Source organism: Kitasatospora sp. HPM-01-4 (assembly GCF_051374625.1).
Taxonomy (GTDB): Bacteria; Actinomycetota; Actinomycetes; order Streptomycetales; family Streptomycetaceae; genus Kitasatospora.
Genome location: NZ_JBPQGP010000005.1, coordinates 7,584,576 through 7,601,595, shown reverse-complemented (window position 1 = coordinate 7,601,595; position 17,020 = coordinate 7,584,576). Strand labels below are relative to the sequence as shown.

The 17,020-nt window shown below is 73.2% G+C and carries 11 protein-coding genes; 7 read left to right on the top strand and 4 right to left on the bottom strand.

Annotated elements, in window-relative coordinates; translation table 11 throughout:
- The first annotated feature begins 72 nt into the window (after window positions 1-72).
- Together ACSMTC_RS32910 and ACSMTC_RS32905 are read left to right on the top strand one after the other, a co-directional pair.
- On the top strand, window positions 73-807 hold the full coding sequence (locus ACSMTC_RS32910) for a (2Fe-2S)-binding protein (RefSeq protein WP_436563386.1): 735 nt from the start codon (window positions 73-75) through the stop codon (window positions 805-807).
- Window positions 808-987: 180 nt separating this feature from the next.
- Window positions 988-2,451, top strand: coding sequence for an amino acid permease (locus tag ACSMTC_RS32905; RefSeq protein WP_436564883.1), 1,464 nt, complete (start codon window positions 988-990; stop codon window positions 2,449-2,451).
- Between the two features lie 100 nt (window positions 2,452-2,551).
- Here ACSMTC_RS32905 and ACSMTC_RS32900 read toward each other — a convergent pair whose 3' ends face one another.
- The 3 genes from ACSMTC_RS32900 to ACSMTC_RS32890 form a co-directional block, all read right to left on the bottom strand.
- Window positions 2,552-3,406, bottom strand: a complete 855-nt coding sequence (locus ACSMTC_RS32900; RefSeq protein WP_436563385.1) for an SAM-dependent methyltransferase — start codon at window positions 3,404-3,406, stop codon at window positions 2,552-2,554.
- 120 nt (window positions 3,407-3,526) lie between these two features.
- Window positions 3,527-5,113: a phosphoribosyltransferase family protein gene (locus tag ACSMTC_RS32895; RefSeq protein WP_436563384.1), complete on the bottom strand. Its 1,587-nt coding sequence runs from the start codon at window positions 5,111-5,113 to the stop codon at window positions 3,527-3,529.
- A gap of 101 nt (window positions 5,114-5,214) precedes the next feature.
- Window positions 5,215-5,820 (bottom strand): TetR/AcrR family transcriptional regulator, encoded by a 606-nt coding sequence (locus ACSMTC_RS32890; protein WP_436563383.1) that lies wholly within the window; start codon window positions 5,818-5,820, stop codon window positions 5,215-5,217.
- Between the two features lie 105 nt (window positions 5,821-5,925).
- On the opposite strand from ACSMTC_RS32890, the gene ACSMTC_RS32885 reads away from it, so the two are divergent.
- From ACSMTC_RS32885 to ACSMTC_RS32870, 4 genes are all read left to right on the top strand, one after another.
- The gene (locus ACSMTC_RS32885) at window positions 5,926-6,900 is read left to right on the top strand and encodes a quinone oxidoreductase family protein (RefSeq protein ID WP_436563382.1); all 975 of its coding nucleotides are present in this window, start codon (window positions 5,926-5,928) and stop codon (window positions 6,898-6,900) included.
- A gap of 720 nt (window positions 6,901-7,620) precedes the next feature.
- Entirely contained in the window at window positions 7,621-8,304 is a 684-nt protein-coding gene (locus ACSMTC_RS32880; protein WP_436563381.1) for an aggregation-promoting factor C-terminal-like domain-containing protein, read from the top strand.
- Window positions 8,305-8,607: 303 nt separating this feature from the next.
- On the top strand, window positions 8,608-9,600 hold the full coding sequence (locus ACSMTC_RS32875; RefSeq protein WP_436563380.1) for a glycosyltransferase family 2 protein: 993 nt from the start codon (window positions 8,608-8,610) through the stop codon (window positions 9,598-9,600).
- 251 nt (window positions 9,601-9,851) lie between these two features.
- A complete protein-coding gene (locus ACSMTC_RS32870) occupies window positions 9,852-12,770 on the top strand; it encodes an FAD-binding and (Fe-S)-binding domain-containing protein (protein ID WP_436563379.1) in 2,919 nt (972 codons plus the stop codon).
- On the opposite strand, the gene ACSMTC_RS32865 is transcribed toward ACSMTC_RS32870, so the two are convergent.
- On the bottom strand, window positions 12,759-13,487 hold the full coding sequence (locus ACSMTC_RS32865; RefSeq protein ID WP_436563378.1) for a helix-turn-helix transcriptional regulator: 729 nt from the start codon (window positions 13,485-13,487) through the stop codon (window positions 12,759-12,761). The two genes, ACSMTC_RS32870 and ACSMTC_RS32865, sit on opposite strands and share 12 nt — an antisense overlap.
- 230 nt (window positions 13,488-13,717) lie before the next feature.
- On the opposite strand from ACSMTC_RS32865, the gene ACSMTC_RS32860 reads away from it, so the two are divergent.
- A complete protein-coding gene (locus ACSMTC_RS32860; RefSeq protein ID WP_436563377.1) occupies window positions 13,718-16,987 on the top strand; it encodes a bifunctional cytochrome P450/NADPH--P450 reductase in 3,270 nt (1,089 codons plus the stop codon).
- Window positions 16,988-17,020: the final 33 nt, after the last annotated feature.

Sequence of the window (17,020 nt, the reverse complement as noted above, 5' to 3'; positions counted from 1 at the left end):
ACTCCCCGACACGGCCGCGATCGGCACCGCCCAATACGGCGGAGCGCCGCCGGGCGCCCTAGGCTGACGGCCGTGTCCCAGGAACCGTCTGCCGCCGAGGTGTACCGCGAAGTCAGCGCCGCAGGGCCGTACTTCGCCGTCGAAGCCGACTCCGCGAGCGACCGGCCGGCGGACTTCAGACCGTTGCGCGAGCTGTACGCGGGCGGACCGGAGGGGTTCATGGCCCAGCGGATCGCGGTCGTGGCCGCGCGGCTGGGCACCGCGGAACCGCGGGTCGCCGCCTCGATCGCCCAGCTCGGCCTCGCCGCCCGCTTCTGGTCGGTGGCGCTGGGAACGGCCCGGCTCACCGGCTCGGTACCGGACCTCGACCCCGATCGCGCCTACTGGCGGTACCCGTCGCGGGGCATGCTCGAGCTCCGCCTGCCCGGCCCCGTCCCCGCCCCGGACCTCGCGGGTGTGCTTCATCACACCGTGGTCGCCACGGTGCTCGCTCCGCTGGCCGCCACCGTCCGTACGGCGACCGCGACCCCCGTCTCCGAGCGCCTGCTGTGGGGCAACGCCGCGTCCGCCCTGGTCGGCGCGGTACGCCAGCTCCTCGCGCACCGCCCGGACGCGGAGCGCACCGCCTGGCCGCTGGCGGCCGAGCTGCTCGGCCGGGCTCCGCTGGCCGGCACGGGCACGCTGCACGGGACGGCGTACCGCCGCTCCACCTGCTGTCTCTACTACCGCGCCCCGGGCGGCGGTCTGTGCGGCGACTGCGTCTTCCGTACGCCGCCGGCGCGCACGCCACACGCAACGCGTCGGTAACCTCTCGCCTCGCTCAATTACGTAAAGTTTCTGTGCCCACCGAGGCAACAATTTGTGCGCAAAGCTTCCGTTGTTCGGTTTTAGTAGCTACGTTTCGACCCAACGCGCGGATCCTGTCCCCACCTCTGTCATCACAGACCGAGAGCCCGCGTGTTGGGAAGGCAGTCACACCTGATGAGCATGGAAACCACCAAGGTGACCAAGGTGCCCCAGCAGCAGACAGGCGCAACAGGCCACGGCCCGGCAAACCCGGGCAGCCACGGCGGAGGCCACGGTCATCTTCAGGCAGGCCTGAAGAACCGGCACCTCTCGATGATCGCGATCGGCGGTGTGATCGGCGCCGGTCTGTTCGTCGGCTCGGGCGCCGGTATCGCGTCCACCGGCCCCGGCATCCTCCTCTCCTACCTGCTGGCCGGCGTCCTGGTCGTGATGGTCATGCGGATGCTCGGAGAGATGGCGGTCGCGGACCCGCAGAGCGGTTCGTTCTCCGCCTACGCGGACCGGGCGCTCGGCCGGTGGGCCGGGTTCTCGATCGGCTGGCTCTACTGGTTCTTCTGGGTGGTGGTGCTCGCCGTCGAGGCCACCGCCGGTGCCAAGATCCTCAACGGCTGGATGCCGGGGGTGCCGCAATGGGCGTTCGCTCTGATAGTGATGGCCGTGCTCACCGCGACCAACCTCTCCTCCGTCTCCTCCTACGGCGAGTTCGAGTTCTGGTTCGCGGGCATCAAGGTCGTCGCGATCATGGCCTTCATCGTGGTCGGGGCCTTGGCGATCTTCGGGGTCCTGCCGGGGACGCACTCTCCGGGCATGACCAACCTGACCGGTAACGGCGGCTTCCTGCCGCACGGCATCGGCGCGGTCTTCACCGGCATGCTCACCGTGGTGTTCGCCTTCATGGGCAGCGAGATCGTCACCCTCGCGGCGGGCGAGACCCCCGACCCCAAGACCGCCGTCCGCAAGGCCACCAACAGCGTGATCTGGCGTATCGCCGTCTTCTACCTGGGCTCGATCGCCATCGTGGTCACCCTGATCCCCTGGAACTCCGACGCCGTCAAGGGCAGCCCGTACGTCGCCGTCCTCGACCACGTGGGCATCCCGGGCGCGGGCCGGGTGATGGACGTGATCGTCCTCACCGCGGTGCTCTCCTGCCTCAACTCCGGCCTGTACACCGCCTCGCGGATGGCCTTCTCGCTCAGCCAGCGCGGTGACGCGCCGCGCGCCTTCTCCAAGGTCAGCGGCCGGGGCGTGCCGCGCACGGCGATCCTGGTGTCCACCGTCTTCGGCTTCTTCGCGGTGTTCTTCAACTACATGTGGCCGGACACCGTGTTCCAGTTCCTGCTGAACTCCTCGGGTGCGGTGGCGCTGTTCGTCTGGCTGGTGATCGCCGCCTCCCAGCTGCGGCTGCGCCGGATCCTGGAGCGCGAGTCGCCCGAGAAGCTCGCGGTGCGGATGTGGCTCTACCCGTACCTGACCTGGGTCACCATCGGGATGATCGCCTTCGTGATGATCTACATGTGCACCAGCCCCGACGGTCTCACCCAGATGATCCTCTCCCTGGCCGCCGCCGCCGTGGTGCTCGCCGCCTCGTTCGTGGTCGGCCGGCGCCGCAAGGCCGCCGCCGTCGAGGCCCCTGCCGAGAGCTGATCCGCCTCAGCCCCCGCTTCGCCCGCTGCCCCCGAGGGCAGCGGGCGAAGCCGTCGTATGGGCGCCCGGCACCGGGGCGCGGGCGGAGACTGCTACCGGATCACGGCTTGCGGGCCACGCCCGCCCAGTAGTACGCGCCGTACGGGTCGGCCGGCGGCTCGCCGTCCGGCCGCCAGGCCATCACCGGGGTGACGCCGGGCTCCAGCAGCTCCCAGCCGCCGAAGAACTCCTCGACCTGGGCACGGGTGCGCGGGACAATCGTCATCCGGCTCTCCGCCGCCTTGGCGGCCACGGTCCTCATCGCCTCGGGGTCCCAGTCGCCGGTCGGGTGGGTGATCACCACATGGCTGCCGGAGGGCAGCGCGTCCAGCAGGGCGGCGACCTTGCCCTTGGGGTCCTCCTCGTCGCGCAGCAGCATCAGGATGGCGACCAGCATCAGGCCGACCGGCTCGTCGAGGTCCAGGGTCCCGGTCAGCGCGGGGTGGGCCAGGATCGCCTCGGGCTGCCGCAGGTCGGCGTGGATGTAGGCGGTCTCGCCCGGTCCGTCGCTCACCATCAGGGCACGGGCGTGGGCGAGCACGATCGGGTCGTTGTCGACGTACACCACACGGCTGTCAGGCACCTCGGCCTGGGCCACCTCATGGGTGTTGCCACCGGTCGGGATGCCGGTGCCGATGTCCAGGAACTGCCGGATCCCGGCCTCGCGCGCCAGGTGGCGCACGGCCCGGCCGAGGAAGGTCCGGTTCTCCCTGGCCATGGTCTTGATGGAGGGGATGGCCTGCTCGATGACCTCGCCCAGGGCGCGGTCCGGCCCGAAGTGGGTCTTGCCGCCGAGCCAGTAGTCGTACATCCGCGCCGAGTGCGGCACCGAGGTGTCGATCTCCGGCGGCTCCCAGTTGTCGAATCCACGCCCGACCGCGATCAGATCGCGCTGCGCACCCTGACGTTCCGACAAATCGACCCACCTCCGGATGACTTCGCCTACAGCGGGGCACAGCCTAACGGCCCGGTCGGCCGTCCGGGAGGCCGAGTGGCATCCATGATCAATTCGTGTCCGCACGGTGCTTGCGGGACCTCAGGGCCCGTCGGCCGTCCGACCCGCACCCTTCGGCAGATGCTCCGCGAACCAGTCGGCGGCCAGGTCGGCCGCGGCGCCCAGGGTGCCCGGCTCCTCGAAGAGATGGGTGGCGCCGGGCACCACCGACAGCCGGTTCTCACAGCGGAGCCTCAGCTGCGCCTCCCGGTTCAGCTCCAGTACCAGCTGGTCGTCGCCGCCGACGATGAGCAGCGTGGGAGCCGCCACCTCGGGCAGCCGGCCGCCGGCCAGGTCGGGCCGGCCGCCCCGGGAGACCACCGCGCCGATCGCCGCCCCGGGCTCGGCGGCGGCGACCAGTGCGGCAGCCGCGCCGGTGCTGGCGCCGAAGTACCCGATCGGCCGCCGCTCGGCCCCGGGCTGGGCCCGCAGCCAGCGGGTGGCCTCGGTCAGCCGCCCGGCCAGCAGCTCGATGTCGAAGACCTTGGCACGGTCGGCGGCCTCGACCTCGGTCAGCAGGTCGAACAGCAGGGTCGCCAGTCCGACGCGCTGGAGCCGCTCGGCGACGAAGCGGTTGCGCGGGCTGTGCCGGCTGCTGCCGCTGCCGTGCGCGAACAGCACCACCGCCGCTCCGGCCTCGGGCGGCAGCGTCAGCGTTCCGCCCAACCGGCCGCCGCCCAGCGGAAGTTCGACCTCCCGCTGTCCGGGCGAGCCGAGCAGGTCCGCCGGGTCGCCGCCGCCCTGGCCCGCCGGATCCCCGCTCTGGCCCGCCGGGTCGCCGCCGCCTTGGTCCGCCGGATCCCCGCTCTGGCCCGCCGGGTCGCCGCCGCCCGAGTGCCCGCGCGCGCTCCTGTGCACTCCGATCCTGAAGTGGCCGTGGCGGGCCGCCGGAGGATCGTCGGCCTCACTCTCGGGGCCACCGAAGTGCCCGGCCGGACCTCGCCCGGAGGGCTCGTGGCGCGTCGCCGGGACCTCCTCCTCGGCGGCCGCCGTCCGCCGGGCGGCACGGTCCAGGCAGACGGCGACCTCCCGGTCGGAGGTCTGCTCGAAGTCCTGGTAGAACTGCCCGATCGCGTAGAAGGCCGTCGGCGTACGGACGGCCACCAGTTCGTCGGCGTCCTCGCCCAGCCGGGCCACCCAGTCCGTCGGCGCCACCGGCACCGCGAGCACCACCCGTCCGGCGCCCAGGCGCCGGACGATCTGGCAGGCCGCGCGTGCGGTGGAGCCGGTGGCCACACCGTCGTCGACCACCACCACGGTCCGCCCGGTGAGCGGGATCGCGGTGCGGTCCTCGCGGTAGCGGGCCACCCGGCGGGCAAGTTCGGCGCGCTCGCGTTCCTCGACCGGCGCCAGCTGCTCCTCCGTGACCCCGGCGAGCCGCATCACCTCCCGGTTGAGCACCCGCACACCGCCCTCGCCGATCGCGCCGAGGCCGAGTTCGGGCTGGAACGGCGCGCCCAGCTTCCTGATCACACAGATGTCCAGCGGCACGTCCAGCGCCTCGGCGACCTCGGCCGCCACCGGCACACCGCCGCGCGGCAGACCGACCACCACCGCGTCCTGGCCGCGCAGCCGCGTCAGCCGGGCGGCCAGCTGCCGGCCGGCGTCCCGTCGATCGGTGAAGTACACGGCCCGACCTCCGATCCGCTCGCTCTCCCCCTTACAGCCTGCGCCTCCCGGCTCCCACCGGCGCAGGCGCGCTCCGCGCGGGCATGCTCCGTTTACGCGGCTCAGCCGGCCGGCGGGGAGTCGAGCACGGCCGCGGTCAGCAGGTGCAGCGAGGCGGCGACACGCTTTCCTTCGCCCTGTGCCAGCAGCCGCAGGACGGCCTCGCCGCCCAGGGACCCGAGCAGCAGGTGGGCGAGGAGGTCGGCGTCCAGGTCGGGGCGGGCCTGAGCGATCAGCGCGCTGATATGGCCGTGCCAGAGCCGGTGGACGGGGCGGGGGTCCTGCGGGTCCTCCTCGCTCCGGGGGGCCGCCGCGGCGGCGTGGCCGAGCGCGGCCAGCAGCCCCTTGTTCCGGCTGACCACCTCGATGACACCGTCCAGGAACGCGAGCAGGCGCTCCCGTGGCGGCGCGCCCGGGCCCAGCGGCGGCGGGCCCGCCGTGACGGCCTCGCTCAGGGCGAGCGCCCGCTCCTCCATCAGTGCCGTCATCAGGCCCATCCGGCTACCGAAGCGGTGGAACACGGTGCCCTTGCCGACGCCGGCCGCGGCGGCGATCCGCTCCATCGAGATCTGCTCGGGAGGGAGCCTCGTCAGAAGCTCCTCGGTCGCCAGCAGGATCGCTCGCCGGTTGCGCGCCGCGTCGGCGCGTTCGGGTCGGGCCTGGGTCATGGGTTCTCGTTCCGCCTTCTCATAGACAACTGGACCGGCGGTCCAGTACGGTCGCTCCACAGAACCTGACCGCTGGTCAAGTTTACCTTCGGGCATGGAGGCATGATGCGACGCGTGCGCTACTACGAGTACGGGGGCCCGGAGGTCCTCGTCATGGAAGAGGCCGACATCCCCGCTCCAGGGCCGGGCCAGGTGCTCATCCGCGCCGAGGCGATCGGCGCCAACTTCGTCGACGTCCAGATCCGCAAGGGGCCGTCCAGCGGCGAGATCTTCCGTCGTCCGCTGCCCGGCAAGCTCACCGGCGACGTGGTGGGCCCGGTGCAGAGCGTCGGAGCCGGTGTCGATGCCGGCCTGACCGGCCGGCGGGTCGCCGCGCTGGCCGAGGACGCCTTCGCCGACTACGTGGTCGCCGATGCGGCCTGGCTCGCCCCGGTGCCCGACGGGCTCGACCTCGGCGCGGCCAGCATGCTGCCCCTGGGCGCCCCCGTGGCCCTGCGGGCACTGCGCAGCGGCCGGCTCTCGCCCGGCGAGACCGTCCTCGTGCACGCCGCCGCCGGCGGTATCGGCCACCTGGCGGTGCAGCTCGCCAGGGTGCTCGGTGCAGGCACCGTCATCGCCACGGCGAGTTCGGCGGCGAAACTGCGCTTCGCCCGTGAGCTCGGCGCCGACGTCGCCGTGAACTACACCGACGAGGACTGGGCCGACCAGGTCCGCAAGGCCGCACCGCGCGGGGTGGACGTCGCCCTCGACCCCGTCGGCGGCGACGTCCTGCGCCAGAGCCTCGATCTGCTCGCCCCCTTCGGCCGCCTGGTGGTGTACGGGGTCGCGGGCGGCGAGTTCGCCGACGTTCCGGTCACCGGCATCTTCGGCCTGCGGACCGTGACCGGGTTCTCCCTGCTGGCCTGGCGCGCGGCCGACCCCGAACAGGCCCGGCGGGAGGTCGCCGAGGTCACCGGGTACACGGTGAGCGGGAAGCTGCGCACGACCGTTCACGCCCGGCTTCCGCTCACCGAGGCGGTCACGGCCCACCGCCTGCTGGAGGACCGGTCCCAGCTCGGCCGGATACTGCTCCTCCCCTGATCCTCCCCGAGCGGCCCGGACCCCTCCACGGCCCACGAACCCGGAAGGGGCCCGGGCCGCCATCCATGCCGCCGTCCGGAGCGGTCGACCGGGATCCGCTCCGGCTGGACGCCCTGGCATCGGGACCACCGCCGCCGGTGCCGCCTGCCACGCACTCCGCGCTCGGCGGGCCCCCTGGTGGCCCGCTGTCCGCAATCGGCCGATCACGTTGCGCCAGCACGGCGGCGCGCCGCCTGTGAGGCCGCCCACACCCACTGCACCGACTACTGCCCTCGATAGTTGCCAGGCCACCGGCGGCGCGGTCCGACCATCCGCCGGAGCACCGCCCGAGCGGTCGGACCTCGGGAACTCCACTGGTCAGAGCCGTGATCACGGACTGGGACAGCCACCGGGTTCCGGCTGTGCGGACTCCGGGCACGCCGGCGATCGCGCCCGGCCGTCCACCGGACGTTCCGCCGTTCTACGACCGCCAGTAGTAGTGGTGGGCGTTGAAACACCCGGAAGCCTCTGCAAAGAATGTCCCGGTCGCAACGCAGCGTGGCCGGTCCGCCCCCGGATCGACCCGTCGCGCCGCCCGCCGCTCCGCCGCCCCGCCGGGTGCGAGGCCGTCCGGCACGGTACGCGGGCCGTTCTCCCCGAGCGCGCTTCGCGACACCCGTGTGCCCGCACACGGGTGTGCCCACCCATGGTTCCAGCCCGACGGAAGAGGTCAGTTCCTCCATGCAGCGCCCGAAGCTCCCGCAGCTCCCCCAGCTCTCGCAGCTTTCGCAGCTCGGCAGGAACCGCCGCAACGCCGTCATCACCGGCGTCGCCACTCTCGCCGTCGCAGGCTCCGCCACCCTCGCACTGGCCCTGCCGCAGGACACCACCCCCGCCTCGGCCGCGGCGCCGACCCCCGCCACCACCGGCGAGGCCGCCCGGAACCAGCAGCCCGCCGGAGCCCAGGCGCAGGCGCAGGCTCAGGCGGACGCCCAGGCCAAGGCCGCCGCGGACGCCCAGGCGAAGGCGCAGGCCCAGGCACAGGCACAAGCGCAGGCACAGGCCGACGCGGAGGCCAGGGCCCAGGCCGACGCCGCCTCGCGCTCCCAGCAGCGGGCCACCCTGGACGGCACCTACTCCGGGACCCCTCGGCAGATCGCCGCGCAGATCGTCCCGGCGAGCCAGCTCCAGTGCTTCGAGAACATCGTGACCCGCGAAAGCAGCTGGGACGTCACTGCCACCAACCCGAGTTCGGGCGCCTACGGCCTGGTGCAGGCCCTGCCCGCCTCGAAGATGGCCTCGGCCGGCGCCGACTGGCGCACCAACCCGGCGACCCAGATCAAGTGGGGTCTGGGCTACATGAACGAGGTCTACGGCAGCCCCTGCGACGCCTGGTCCTTCTGGCAGGTCCACCACGCGTACTGAGCCCGGGCACCGCTGACTCCCCTCGCCCACACACACCCGAGCACACGCGTTCACGCGCACGGTGACAGCGGAGACCACGACCGGAACGGGCCCTCCTCCCGCGCGCGCCACCCCTCGACCATGTGCGTGACCCCGGGATGTCCGCCTCGCGCGTACGTTGCTGACTGGCTCTCAGGTTCGCAGAAACCCGTGGCAGTCTGGTGAAGATATCGCGTACACCAGCCGTGCTTTGACCGGTATTGGGCACTTTCAGGGCCATTTTGACCCTTGCTCGGACGTGTACACGCCTTTAGCCTCCCGCCCATGCCCTCCCCACTGATCTCCGTAGTGCTCCCCGCCTACGATCAACAGCAACAGTTGAAGGACTGTCTGGACTCGCTCCTCTCCCAGTCCTTCCGCGACTTCGAGGTCGTACTGGTCGTCGACAAGTCCCCGGACGCCCCCGAGCGCCTCACCGAGGCGTACGAGATGCGCGACACCCGGGTGACCGTGCTGCGGCTGGACGCCGCCGTCGGCGTCGGACGCAGCCGCAACGCGGGGGCTGCGCACGCCAAGGGCGAGTACCTGCTCTTCCTGGACAGCGACCATGTGGTGCAGCCGGACGCGATGCAGGCGCTGGCCGACCGGCTGGCCGAGACCGGCGAGGTGGACGTCCTGCTGTTCGGACACTCGCGCGAGTACCGGGACCGGGTCTGGCCGGGCGGCGCGGCGAGGGTCCTGGCCTCGGCCGGGACCGAGGTCTTCGCACCGCAGGACCGCCCGGAGGTCTTCGGTGCGCCGCCGCTGGTCTGGGACCGCCTGCTGCGCCGGGACGCCGCCCTGCCGAGCTTCCCCGACGGCCACTACGAGGAGATCCCCGTGGTGCACCAGTCGCTCCTCGCCGCGAAGCGGGTCGCGGCACTGGATCAGGAGTGCGTGCGGATCCGCCGCAGGCACACCCTCCACCCGACCGGATCGCCCGGCAGCAGCCACTTCGACATCTTCGACCAGTACGGACGGAGCTTCGAACTCCTCGGCGAGCACCAGGAGTTCGCCGCCGCCCGGCCGTTCCTGTTCACCCGGATGATCCGCAACTTCCTGTTCGTCTTCGACCTCGGCGGCTGCGTCCCGCGCGCCGAGCGCCCGCAGTTCTTCCACCGCGCCAACGAGTACTACCGCTCGTACCTGCCCGAGGGCTACCGCCGCCCGGACGGGCGCGAGGGCATCAAGTTCTCGCTGCTCTCCAGCGGCGCGTACGCCGCCTTCGAGGTGGCCAAGCTCTCCCAGATCGCCCGCAACGCCGTCGCCCGCTCCTGATCCGGCCCGCGACCCCGGCCGCCCCATCCGGGGGCAGTGGGCGGCCGGGGTCGCAGACCGGAGCGGGCGCGCTTTCGGCGGCGGTAGAGCCATGCACGCACGATGGGCTGACAGGGCGCCACGAGCACCGTGGACCTCGACGCGTTCGCGTCGAGGGCGCGGCGCGACCGGAGCAGCGGAGCCGACGGCAAGTCGGCCGGTCGCCGTGGCGCCCTCTGCCCGTTCGGGGCCGCCGCTGCGATGATCCCGCTATGGCGACCACTTCTGCTTCCGACCCTCTCGCCCGGGCGCTGCGGGAAGAGCTCCGCGGGGCCGTCCGCGGCGAGGTGCGCTTCGGCGCGGCCGAACGCACGGTTTACAGCCACGACGCCTCCAACTACCGGCACCTTCCGCTCGGCGTGGTCAAGCCCGCCGACGCCGACGACGTCCGGGCCGCGCTGGCGCTCTGCCGTGAGTTCGGGGTGCCGCTGGTGCCGCGTGGCGCGGGTACCAGTGTCGGCGGGCAGGCGATCGGGCCGGGGGCGGTGGTGCTGGACTTCCGGCGGCACGTCAACCGGGTGCTCGCCGTCGACCCTCAGGCCCGCACCGCCCGGGTCGAGCCCGGGGCGGTGCTGGACGAACTGCAGGCGGCGGCCCGCCCGTACGGGCTGCGGTTCGGGCCCGACCCGTCCACGCACAGCCGCTGCACGCTCGGCGGCATGATCGGCAACAACTCCTGCGGCGCCCACTCGGTGGCCTGGGGGCGCACCTCGGACAATCTGCACTCGCTCGACCTGCTGCTGGCCGACGGCACCGGACTCACCGTCACCGGACCGCTCTCCCCCGCCGAGCGCTCCCGGCTGCGCGAACGCCCCGGCCGCGAGGGCGAACTTCACCGCGCCCTCCAGGACCTCACCGCCGCCGGTCTCGGCACGATCCGCCAGGGCATGCCGGACCTCCCCCGCCGCACCTCCGGCTATGCGCTGGACGCCCTGCTGCCCGAGCACGGTCACGATCTCGCCCGCGCCTTCACCGGCAGCGAGGGCAGCCTGGCACTGCTGCTCGGCGCCACGGTACGGCTGGTGGAGGCACCCGCCGCCCGGGCCCTGGTCATCGCCGGGTACCCGGACGAGACCGCGGCCGCCGACGCCGTACCCGCCCTGCTGCCGCTGCGCCCGCTCACCGTCGAGGGCATGGCCGCCGACCTGATCGCCGCGCTGCTGGCCGCCGGTCCCCGCCCGCCCGCGCTGGACCGGCTTCCGGCGGGTGAGTGCTGGCTCTTCCTGGAGACCGGCGGCCCGAGTGAGCCCGAAGCCCTGGACCGCGCACGGGAGTTGGCCCAGGCGGTCCGCCGCGAGCGGTCCGCCGCGGTCACCGTGGTCATCGACCCGGGTGAGCAGCGCCAGCTGTGGGGCGTACGGGAGGCGGGTGCGGGGATCGTCACCCGGCTGCCCGGCGGCAGTCAGGCGTGGCCCGGCTGGGAGGACTCGGCGGTCCCGGTGGAGCGGCTCGGCGGGTACCTGCGCGAACTGCGCGCCCTGCTGCGCCGGCACGGCCTGCGGGGCGTCCCGTACGGGCACTTCGGCGAGGGCTGCATCCACATGCGGCTGGACTTCCCGCTCACCGAGCCCGGGCGGCTGCCCGAGTTCCGGGAGTTCATGACGGAGGCGGCCGAACTGGTGGTGGCGCACGGCGGTTCGCTCTCCGGTGAGCACGGCGACGGGCAGGCCCGCGCGGAGCTGCTGTCCCGGATGTACCCGGCCGAAGTGATCGGTCTTTTCGGGAGGTTCAAGCGGATCTGGGACCCGGCGAACCTGCTCAACCCCGGTGTCCTGGTCGACCCGCGTCCGCTCGACGCCGACCTGCGCTTCACCGGCCGCGACCTGCCGCTCGCCCTCCCCTACCCGCAGGACGACGGCAGCCTGCTCAAGGCCGTGCACCGCTGTGTCGGGGTCGCCAGGTGCGTGGACACCAGGAGCGGTGTGATGTGCCCGAGTTACATGGTCACCGAGGAGGAGCGGCACTCCACCAGGGGCCGGGCGCGACTGCTCGCCGAGATGCTGCGCGGAGCCGTGCCCGGGTCGGACGGTGCGGTGACGCGCGGCTGGCGCTCCGAGGAGGTCCGGGAGGCGCTCGACCTCTGCCTGAGCTGCAAGGGCTGCGCCGCCGACTGCCCGGTCCATGTCGACATGGCGACCTACAAGAGCGAGTTCCTGCACCAGCACTACAGAAACCGGCCGCGACCCGCCTCGCACTACTCGATGGGCTGGCTGCCGCTCACCCTGCGCGCCACCGCCCTCGCCCCGGACCTCGCGGGGCGCCTGCTCGGCTCACCGGGGCTGTCGGCCGTCCTCAAGCGCCTCGGCGGCATCGACCCCCGGCGCGCACTGCCCACCCTGCCGGGCGAGAGCTTCGAGCACTGGTTCCGCCACCGGGTACGCCGCACCCGGCGTGGCGCGGCACCGGTCCTGCTCTGGCCGGACACCTTCACCAACCTGCTGGACCCCGAACCGGCCAAGGCCGCCGTCGAGGTCCTCGAACACCTGGGCTTCGCGGTCCGCCTCCCCCAGGGCCCGGTCTGCTGCGGGCTCACCTGGGTCTCCACCGGCCAGCTCGGCGTCGCCCGCGCGGTGATGCGGCGCAGTCTGCGGGCACTGCCCCCGGGGCTGCCGGTGATCGGCCTCGAGCCGAGCTGCACGGCCGCACTCCGCGAGGAACTGCCCAGACTGCTCGGCGCGGCGGCCGGCGACGTCCCCGGCCGGGTCCGCACACTCGCCGAGTTCCTCGACCAGAGCCGGGTCGAACTCCCCCTCCTGCAGGAGAAGTCGCAGGGCCTCACCCAGGTGCACTGCCACCAGCACGCCGTCCTCGGCACGGCCGCCGACCGCCGGATCGAGGCCCGGATCGGCCTGGCCAACCAGGTCCCGGACTCCGGCTGCTGCGGCCTGGCGGGCAACTTCGGCTTCGAACGCGGCCACTACGAGGTCTCCGTCGCGGCAGCCGAGCGCGTCCTGCTCCCGGCCGTCCGGGCCGCCGCTCCCGACACCGTCCTGCTCGCGGACGGCTTCAGCTGCCGCACCCAGATCGCCCAGCTCTCGGGCGGGCGCCGGGCGATCCACCTGGCCCAGCTGCTGCGCCGGGCCGTCCGCGAGCAGTCGGGGCAGCCGGGTACCGGCGCCTCAGGCCGGTGACACGGACGCGCGGTCGGCGGGTTCCGGTGGCCAGACGCCCGGAGCGAGGACGCCCGTCACATAGGCCCGCGCGACCAGGGCGGTGCGGTTGGCCGCGCTCCAGCGGCGGGAGAGGCGGCCCAGGTGGTAGTTGACCCCGTCCACGGTCAGCCCCACCGCGGTGGCGATCTGTGTGTTGGTGGCGCCGCCCGCGACCAGGGCGAGGATCCTCGCCTCCACGGGGCTGACCCGGGCGGTGGCGGTGGCGGGTGGTTCGGGTTCGTCCAGCACCCGCAGCAGCAGGAGCAGGTGCGGAGGGGCGTCCGGGGTGTCGCTGACCAGGTCGACGGTGAGCTCCCCGTGCCGCTCGGCACCCGTACCGGTGGACCAGGAGACCTCGATGGGGTAGCGCGACCTGCGGCGCAGCCGTACCGCATCGGCGATCGGGTGCAGCCGGGTCGGGGTCTTGAGGTTGAAGAGGTCCAGCGCGTTGCGCCCGGTCAGGCGGCTGGGCAGGATGCCCCACTCCGCGGCCATCGCGGGGTTGGCCAGCAGTACCGTGCCGTAGGGGTCGCAGAGGGCGGTCGGTATCGGCAGGTGGTCGAAGAGCTGCAGGGCCCAGTTGCGCCAGACGACCGCCTGATCACGCGCCTGGTCACGCTCCGGAGTCGGGGAGTCGCCGCCGTCCGGCCCGCCCGGGCACTGCGCTCGGGAGTCCGATCGTCCTTGGGGGTCCATACCGTGTCCCTGTTCCTGCCACAGTCCCTGTTCCTGCCACGCCCGGGGGCTCCTACCGCTGCTGCTACACCCGGGGGCCGGACGGCGCAAGCCCGACGCTCCGGCGGCCACTACACAATCATGTAGTACGGGCGATCCGCGCGGTACCCCCGCTGCGTCAAGGTGGAGGAAGTCGCCTGGACCCTGGCGGCGAGAGCCCGGATTCCCCGACCCCGGAGGGCAGTTCACCCATGACCGAGATCCTGCTGACACCGCGGGCCGGCGGCGGTGACGATGTTCCCGTCATCGATGTTCCCGTCCTCGACGTTCCCGTCCTCGACGTCCCCGTCATCGACGTCCCCGTCATCGACCTCTCCGCCGCCGCTCTGACCGACACCCCGGTCGTGCGGCACATGGAGCTGGCCCGGCGCCACGGTCCGGCCTTCGTGCAGCGCCTGCACGGCCGCGACACCCTCTTCGTGAGCGGTCTGGATCTGGTGACGGAGCTGGCGGACGAGCGGCGGTTCACCAAGGCGGTCGGTCCGGCGCTGGAGAACGTCCGCGAGTTCACCGGCGACGGCCTGTTCACGGCGTACAACGACGAACCCAACTGGGCCAAGGCGCACGACATCCTGATGCCGGCCTTCGCGCTGGGGTCGATGCGCACCTACCACCCGGTGATGCTGGAGGTCGCCCACAGACTCCTCGCCTCCTGGGACCGCCACACCGCGGACGGCACTCCGGTGGACGTGGCGGAGGACATGACCCGGATGACCCTGGACACCATCGGGCTGGCCGGGTTCGGCTTCGACTTCGGCTCCTTCGAGCGGGACGAGCCGCACCCGTTCGTCGCCTCCATGGTCCGCTGCCTGGACTGGGCGATGACCCGGCTCACCCGTGACCCCGCCCTCGACCACCGCGAGCGCGACGAGGCGATGCGCACCGACGCCGACTACCTCGCCTCGGTGGTCGACGAGGTCATCGCCGCCCGCACCTCAGGCGGCGGGGCGCAGCCGTCCGGCAGCGAGGGGCAGCGGGACCTGCTCGGTCTGATGCTCACCGCGAAGCACCCGGGCGACGGCACCACGCTGGATCTCGCGAACATCCGCAACCAGGTGATCACCTTCCTGATCGCCGGGCACGAGACCACCTCGGGCACCCTTGCCTTCGCCCTGCACCACCTGGCCAAGCACCCGTCCGCGCTGCGGGCGGTGCAGCGCGAGGTGGACGAACTGTGGGGCGACACCGATGAGTTGGATCCGACCTTCGAGGACATCGGCCGGCTGCGCCACACCCGCCAGGTGCTGAACGAGACCCTGCGACTGTGGCCGGCGGCCCCCGGGTTCGGCCGCACCGCCCGCCAGGACACCCTGCTGGGCGGGCGGATCCCGGTGCGCGCCGGGCAGACCGTCGGCGTGATCGTCCCGATGCTGCACCGGGACCCCGCCTGGGGCGACAACCCGGAGCTGTTCGACCCCGCCCGGTTCGACCCCGAGGTCGAGGCGGCCCGCTCCCCGCACGCGTTCAAGCCGTTCGGAACCGGAGAACGCGCCTGCATCGGACGGCAGTTCGCGCTGCACGAGGCCACCATGCTGCTCGGCATGCTGGTCCACCGGTACCGGCTGATCGACCACGCCGACTACCGGCTCACCCTCAAGCAGTCGCTGACCATCAAGCCGAACGGCTTCACCCTCACCCTGCTTCCGCGCACCGACCGCGCACCCAGGGCCGCCGTCCTCGCCGAGGGCGCGCCGGACCTCTCCGCCGGACTGCCCACCCGGGCCCGCCGGGGCACCGGTGCGCTGCTGCTGCACGGCTCCAACTACGGCACCTGCCGCGGCTTCGCCGAAGCCCTCGCCGACGACGCGGCCGGGCTCGGCTTCGACACCGCCACCGCTCCGCTGGACGACCACCGGGCCGGGCTGCCCACCGACCGGCCCGTCATCATCACCGCCGCCTCCTACAACGGCCAGCCCACCGATGACGCCGCCGCCTTCGTACGGTGGCTGGAGAGCGCCGAGCCGGGTGCCGCGCGGGGCGTCTGCTACGCCGTCCTCGGTGTCGGCGACCGCAACTGGTCCGCGACCTACCAGCGCGTCCCCACCCTCATCGACGACCGCCTCGCCGCCCTCGGCGCGACCCGGCTGCTGGACCGGGCCGAGGCCGACGCCTCTGGCGATCTGACCGGCAGCGTGAAGGAGTTCACCGCCGCGCTGCGCACCGCGCTGCTGCGGCAGTACGGCGACCCCGACTCGGTGGGCACAGGCCCGCGGGCCGAGCAGGACGACCCCGTCTACACCGTCACCGAGGTCACCGGCGGCGCCCTCGACGCACTGGCCGCCCGCCACGGCATGACCGCGATGACCGTCACCGAGACCGGCAGCCTCACCCGCGCGGACTACCCCCGGGTCAAGCGGCTGGTCCGCCTCGCCCTGCCCGAGGGGACCGGCTACCGGACCGGGGACCACCTCACCGTGCTCCCCGCCAACGACCCCGCCCTGGTCGAACGCGCGGCCCGGCTGCTGCGGGCCGATCCGGACACCGTCCTCAGCATCGTCCAGCACCGCCCGCGCCGGGACGGCCTCGCGGTCGACCGTCCACTGACGGTTCGTCAACTCCTCACCCACCACGTCGAGCTGCAGGACCGCCCGACCGCGGAACAGCTGTCCGTGCTGGCCGAGTCGAACCCCTGCCCGCCCGAGCGGGCCGCCCTGCGCGCGCTCGCCGAGGACGCCGGCGCGCGCGAGGCCGACCACCGCAGCCTGCTGGACCTCATCGAGGACTTCCCGGCCCTGGCCGGGGCGCTGGGCTGGCCGGTGCTGCTGGAGCTGCTGCCCCCGATCCGGCCCCGGCACTACTCGGTCTCGTCCTCGCCGAGCGCCGACCCGCACCACGTCGACCTGATGGTCTCGGTGCTCCAGGCTCCCGCGCGCTCCGGCCGCGGCACCTACCGCGGCACCGGCTCCGGCTACCTGAGCACCGTACGGCCCGGCGACACCGTGCACGCCCGGATCCAGCCGTGCCGCGAGGCCTTCCGGATCGACCACGGCGCCGGCACCCCGGTGATCATGATCGCCGCCGGCACCGGCCTGGCCCCGTTCCGCGGCGCCATCGCCGACCGCCGCACCCACCTCGCCAACGGTGTCCAACTCCCCCCGGCCGTCTGCTACTTCGGCTGCGACGCACCGGAGGCCGACTACCTGTACGCCACCGAACTGCACGCGGCCGAGCAGGAGGGGGCCGTCTCCATGCGCCCCGCCTTCAGTGCGGCCCCCGCCGACGGCCGGCGCTTCGTCCAGGACCGGCTGGCCGCCGACGCCGACCGGGTCTGGGAACTGCTGGACGCCGGCGCCCAGGTCTACGTCTGCGGCGACGGCGCCCGGATGGCACCCGGCGTCCGGGACGCCTTCCAGGCCCTGTACCTGGAGCGCACCCCCGGCGCCGACCGCGCGGGCGCCCAGGACTGGCTGCGGACGCTGATCGCCCAGGGCCGCTACGTCGAGGACGTGTACGGCGGCTGACCCATGCCGCACCCCCTCCGCCTGCGGCGCACC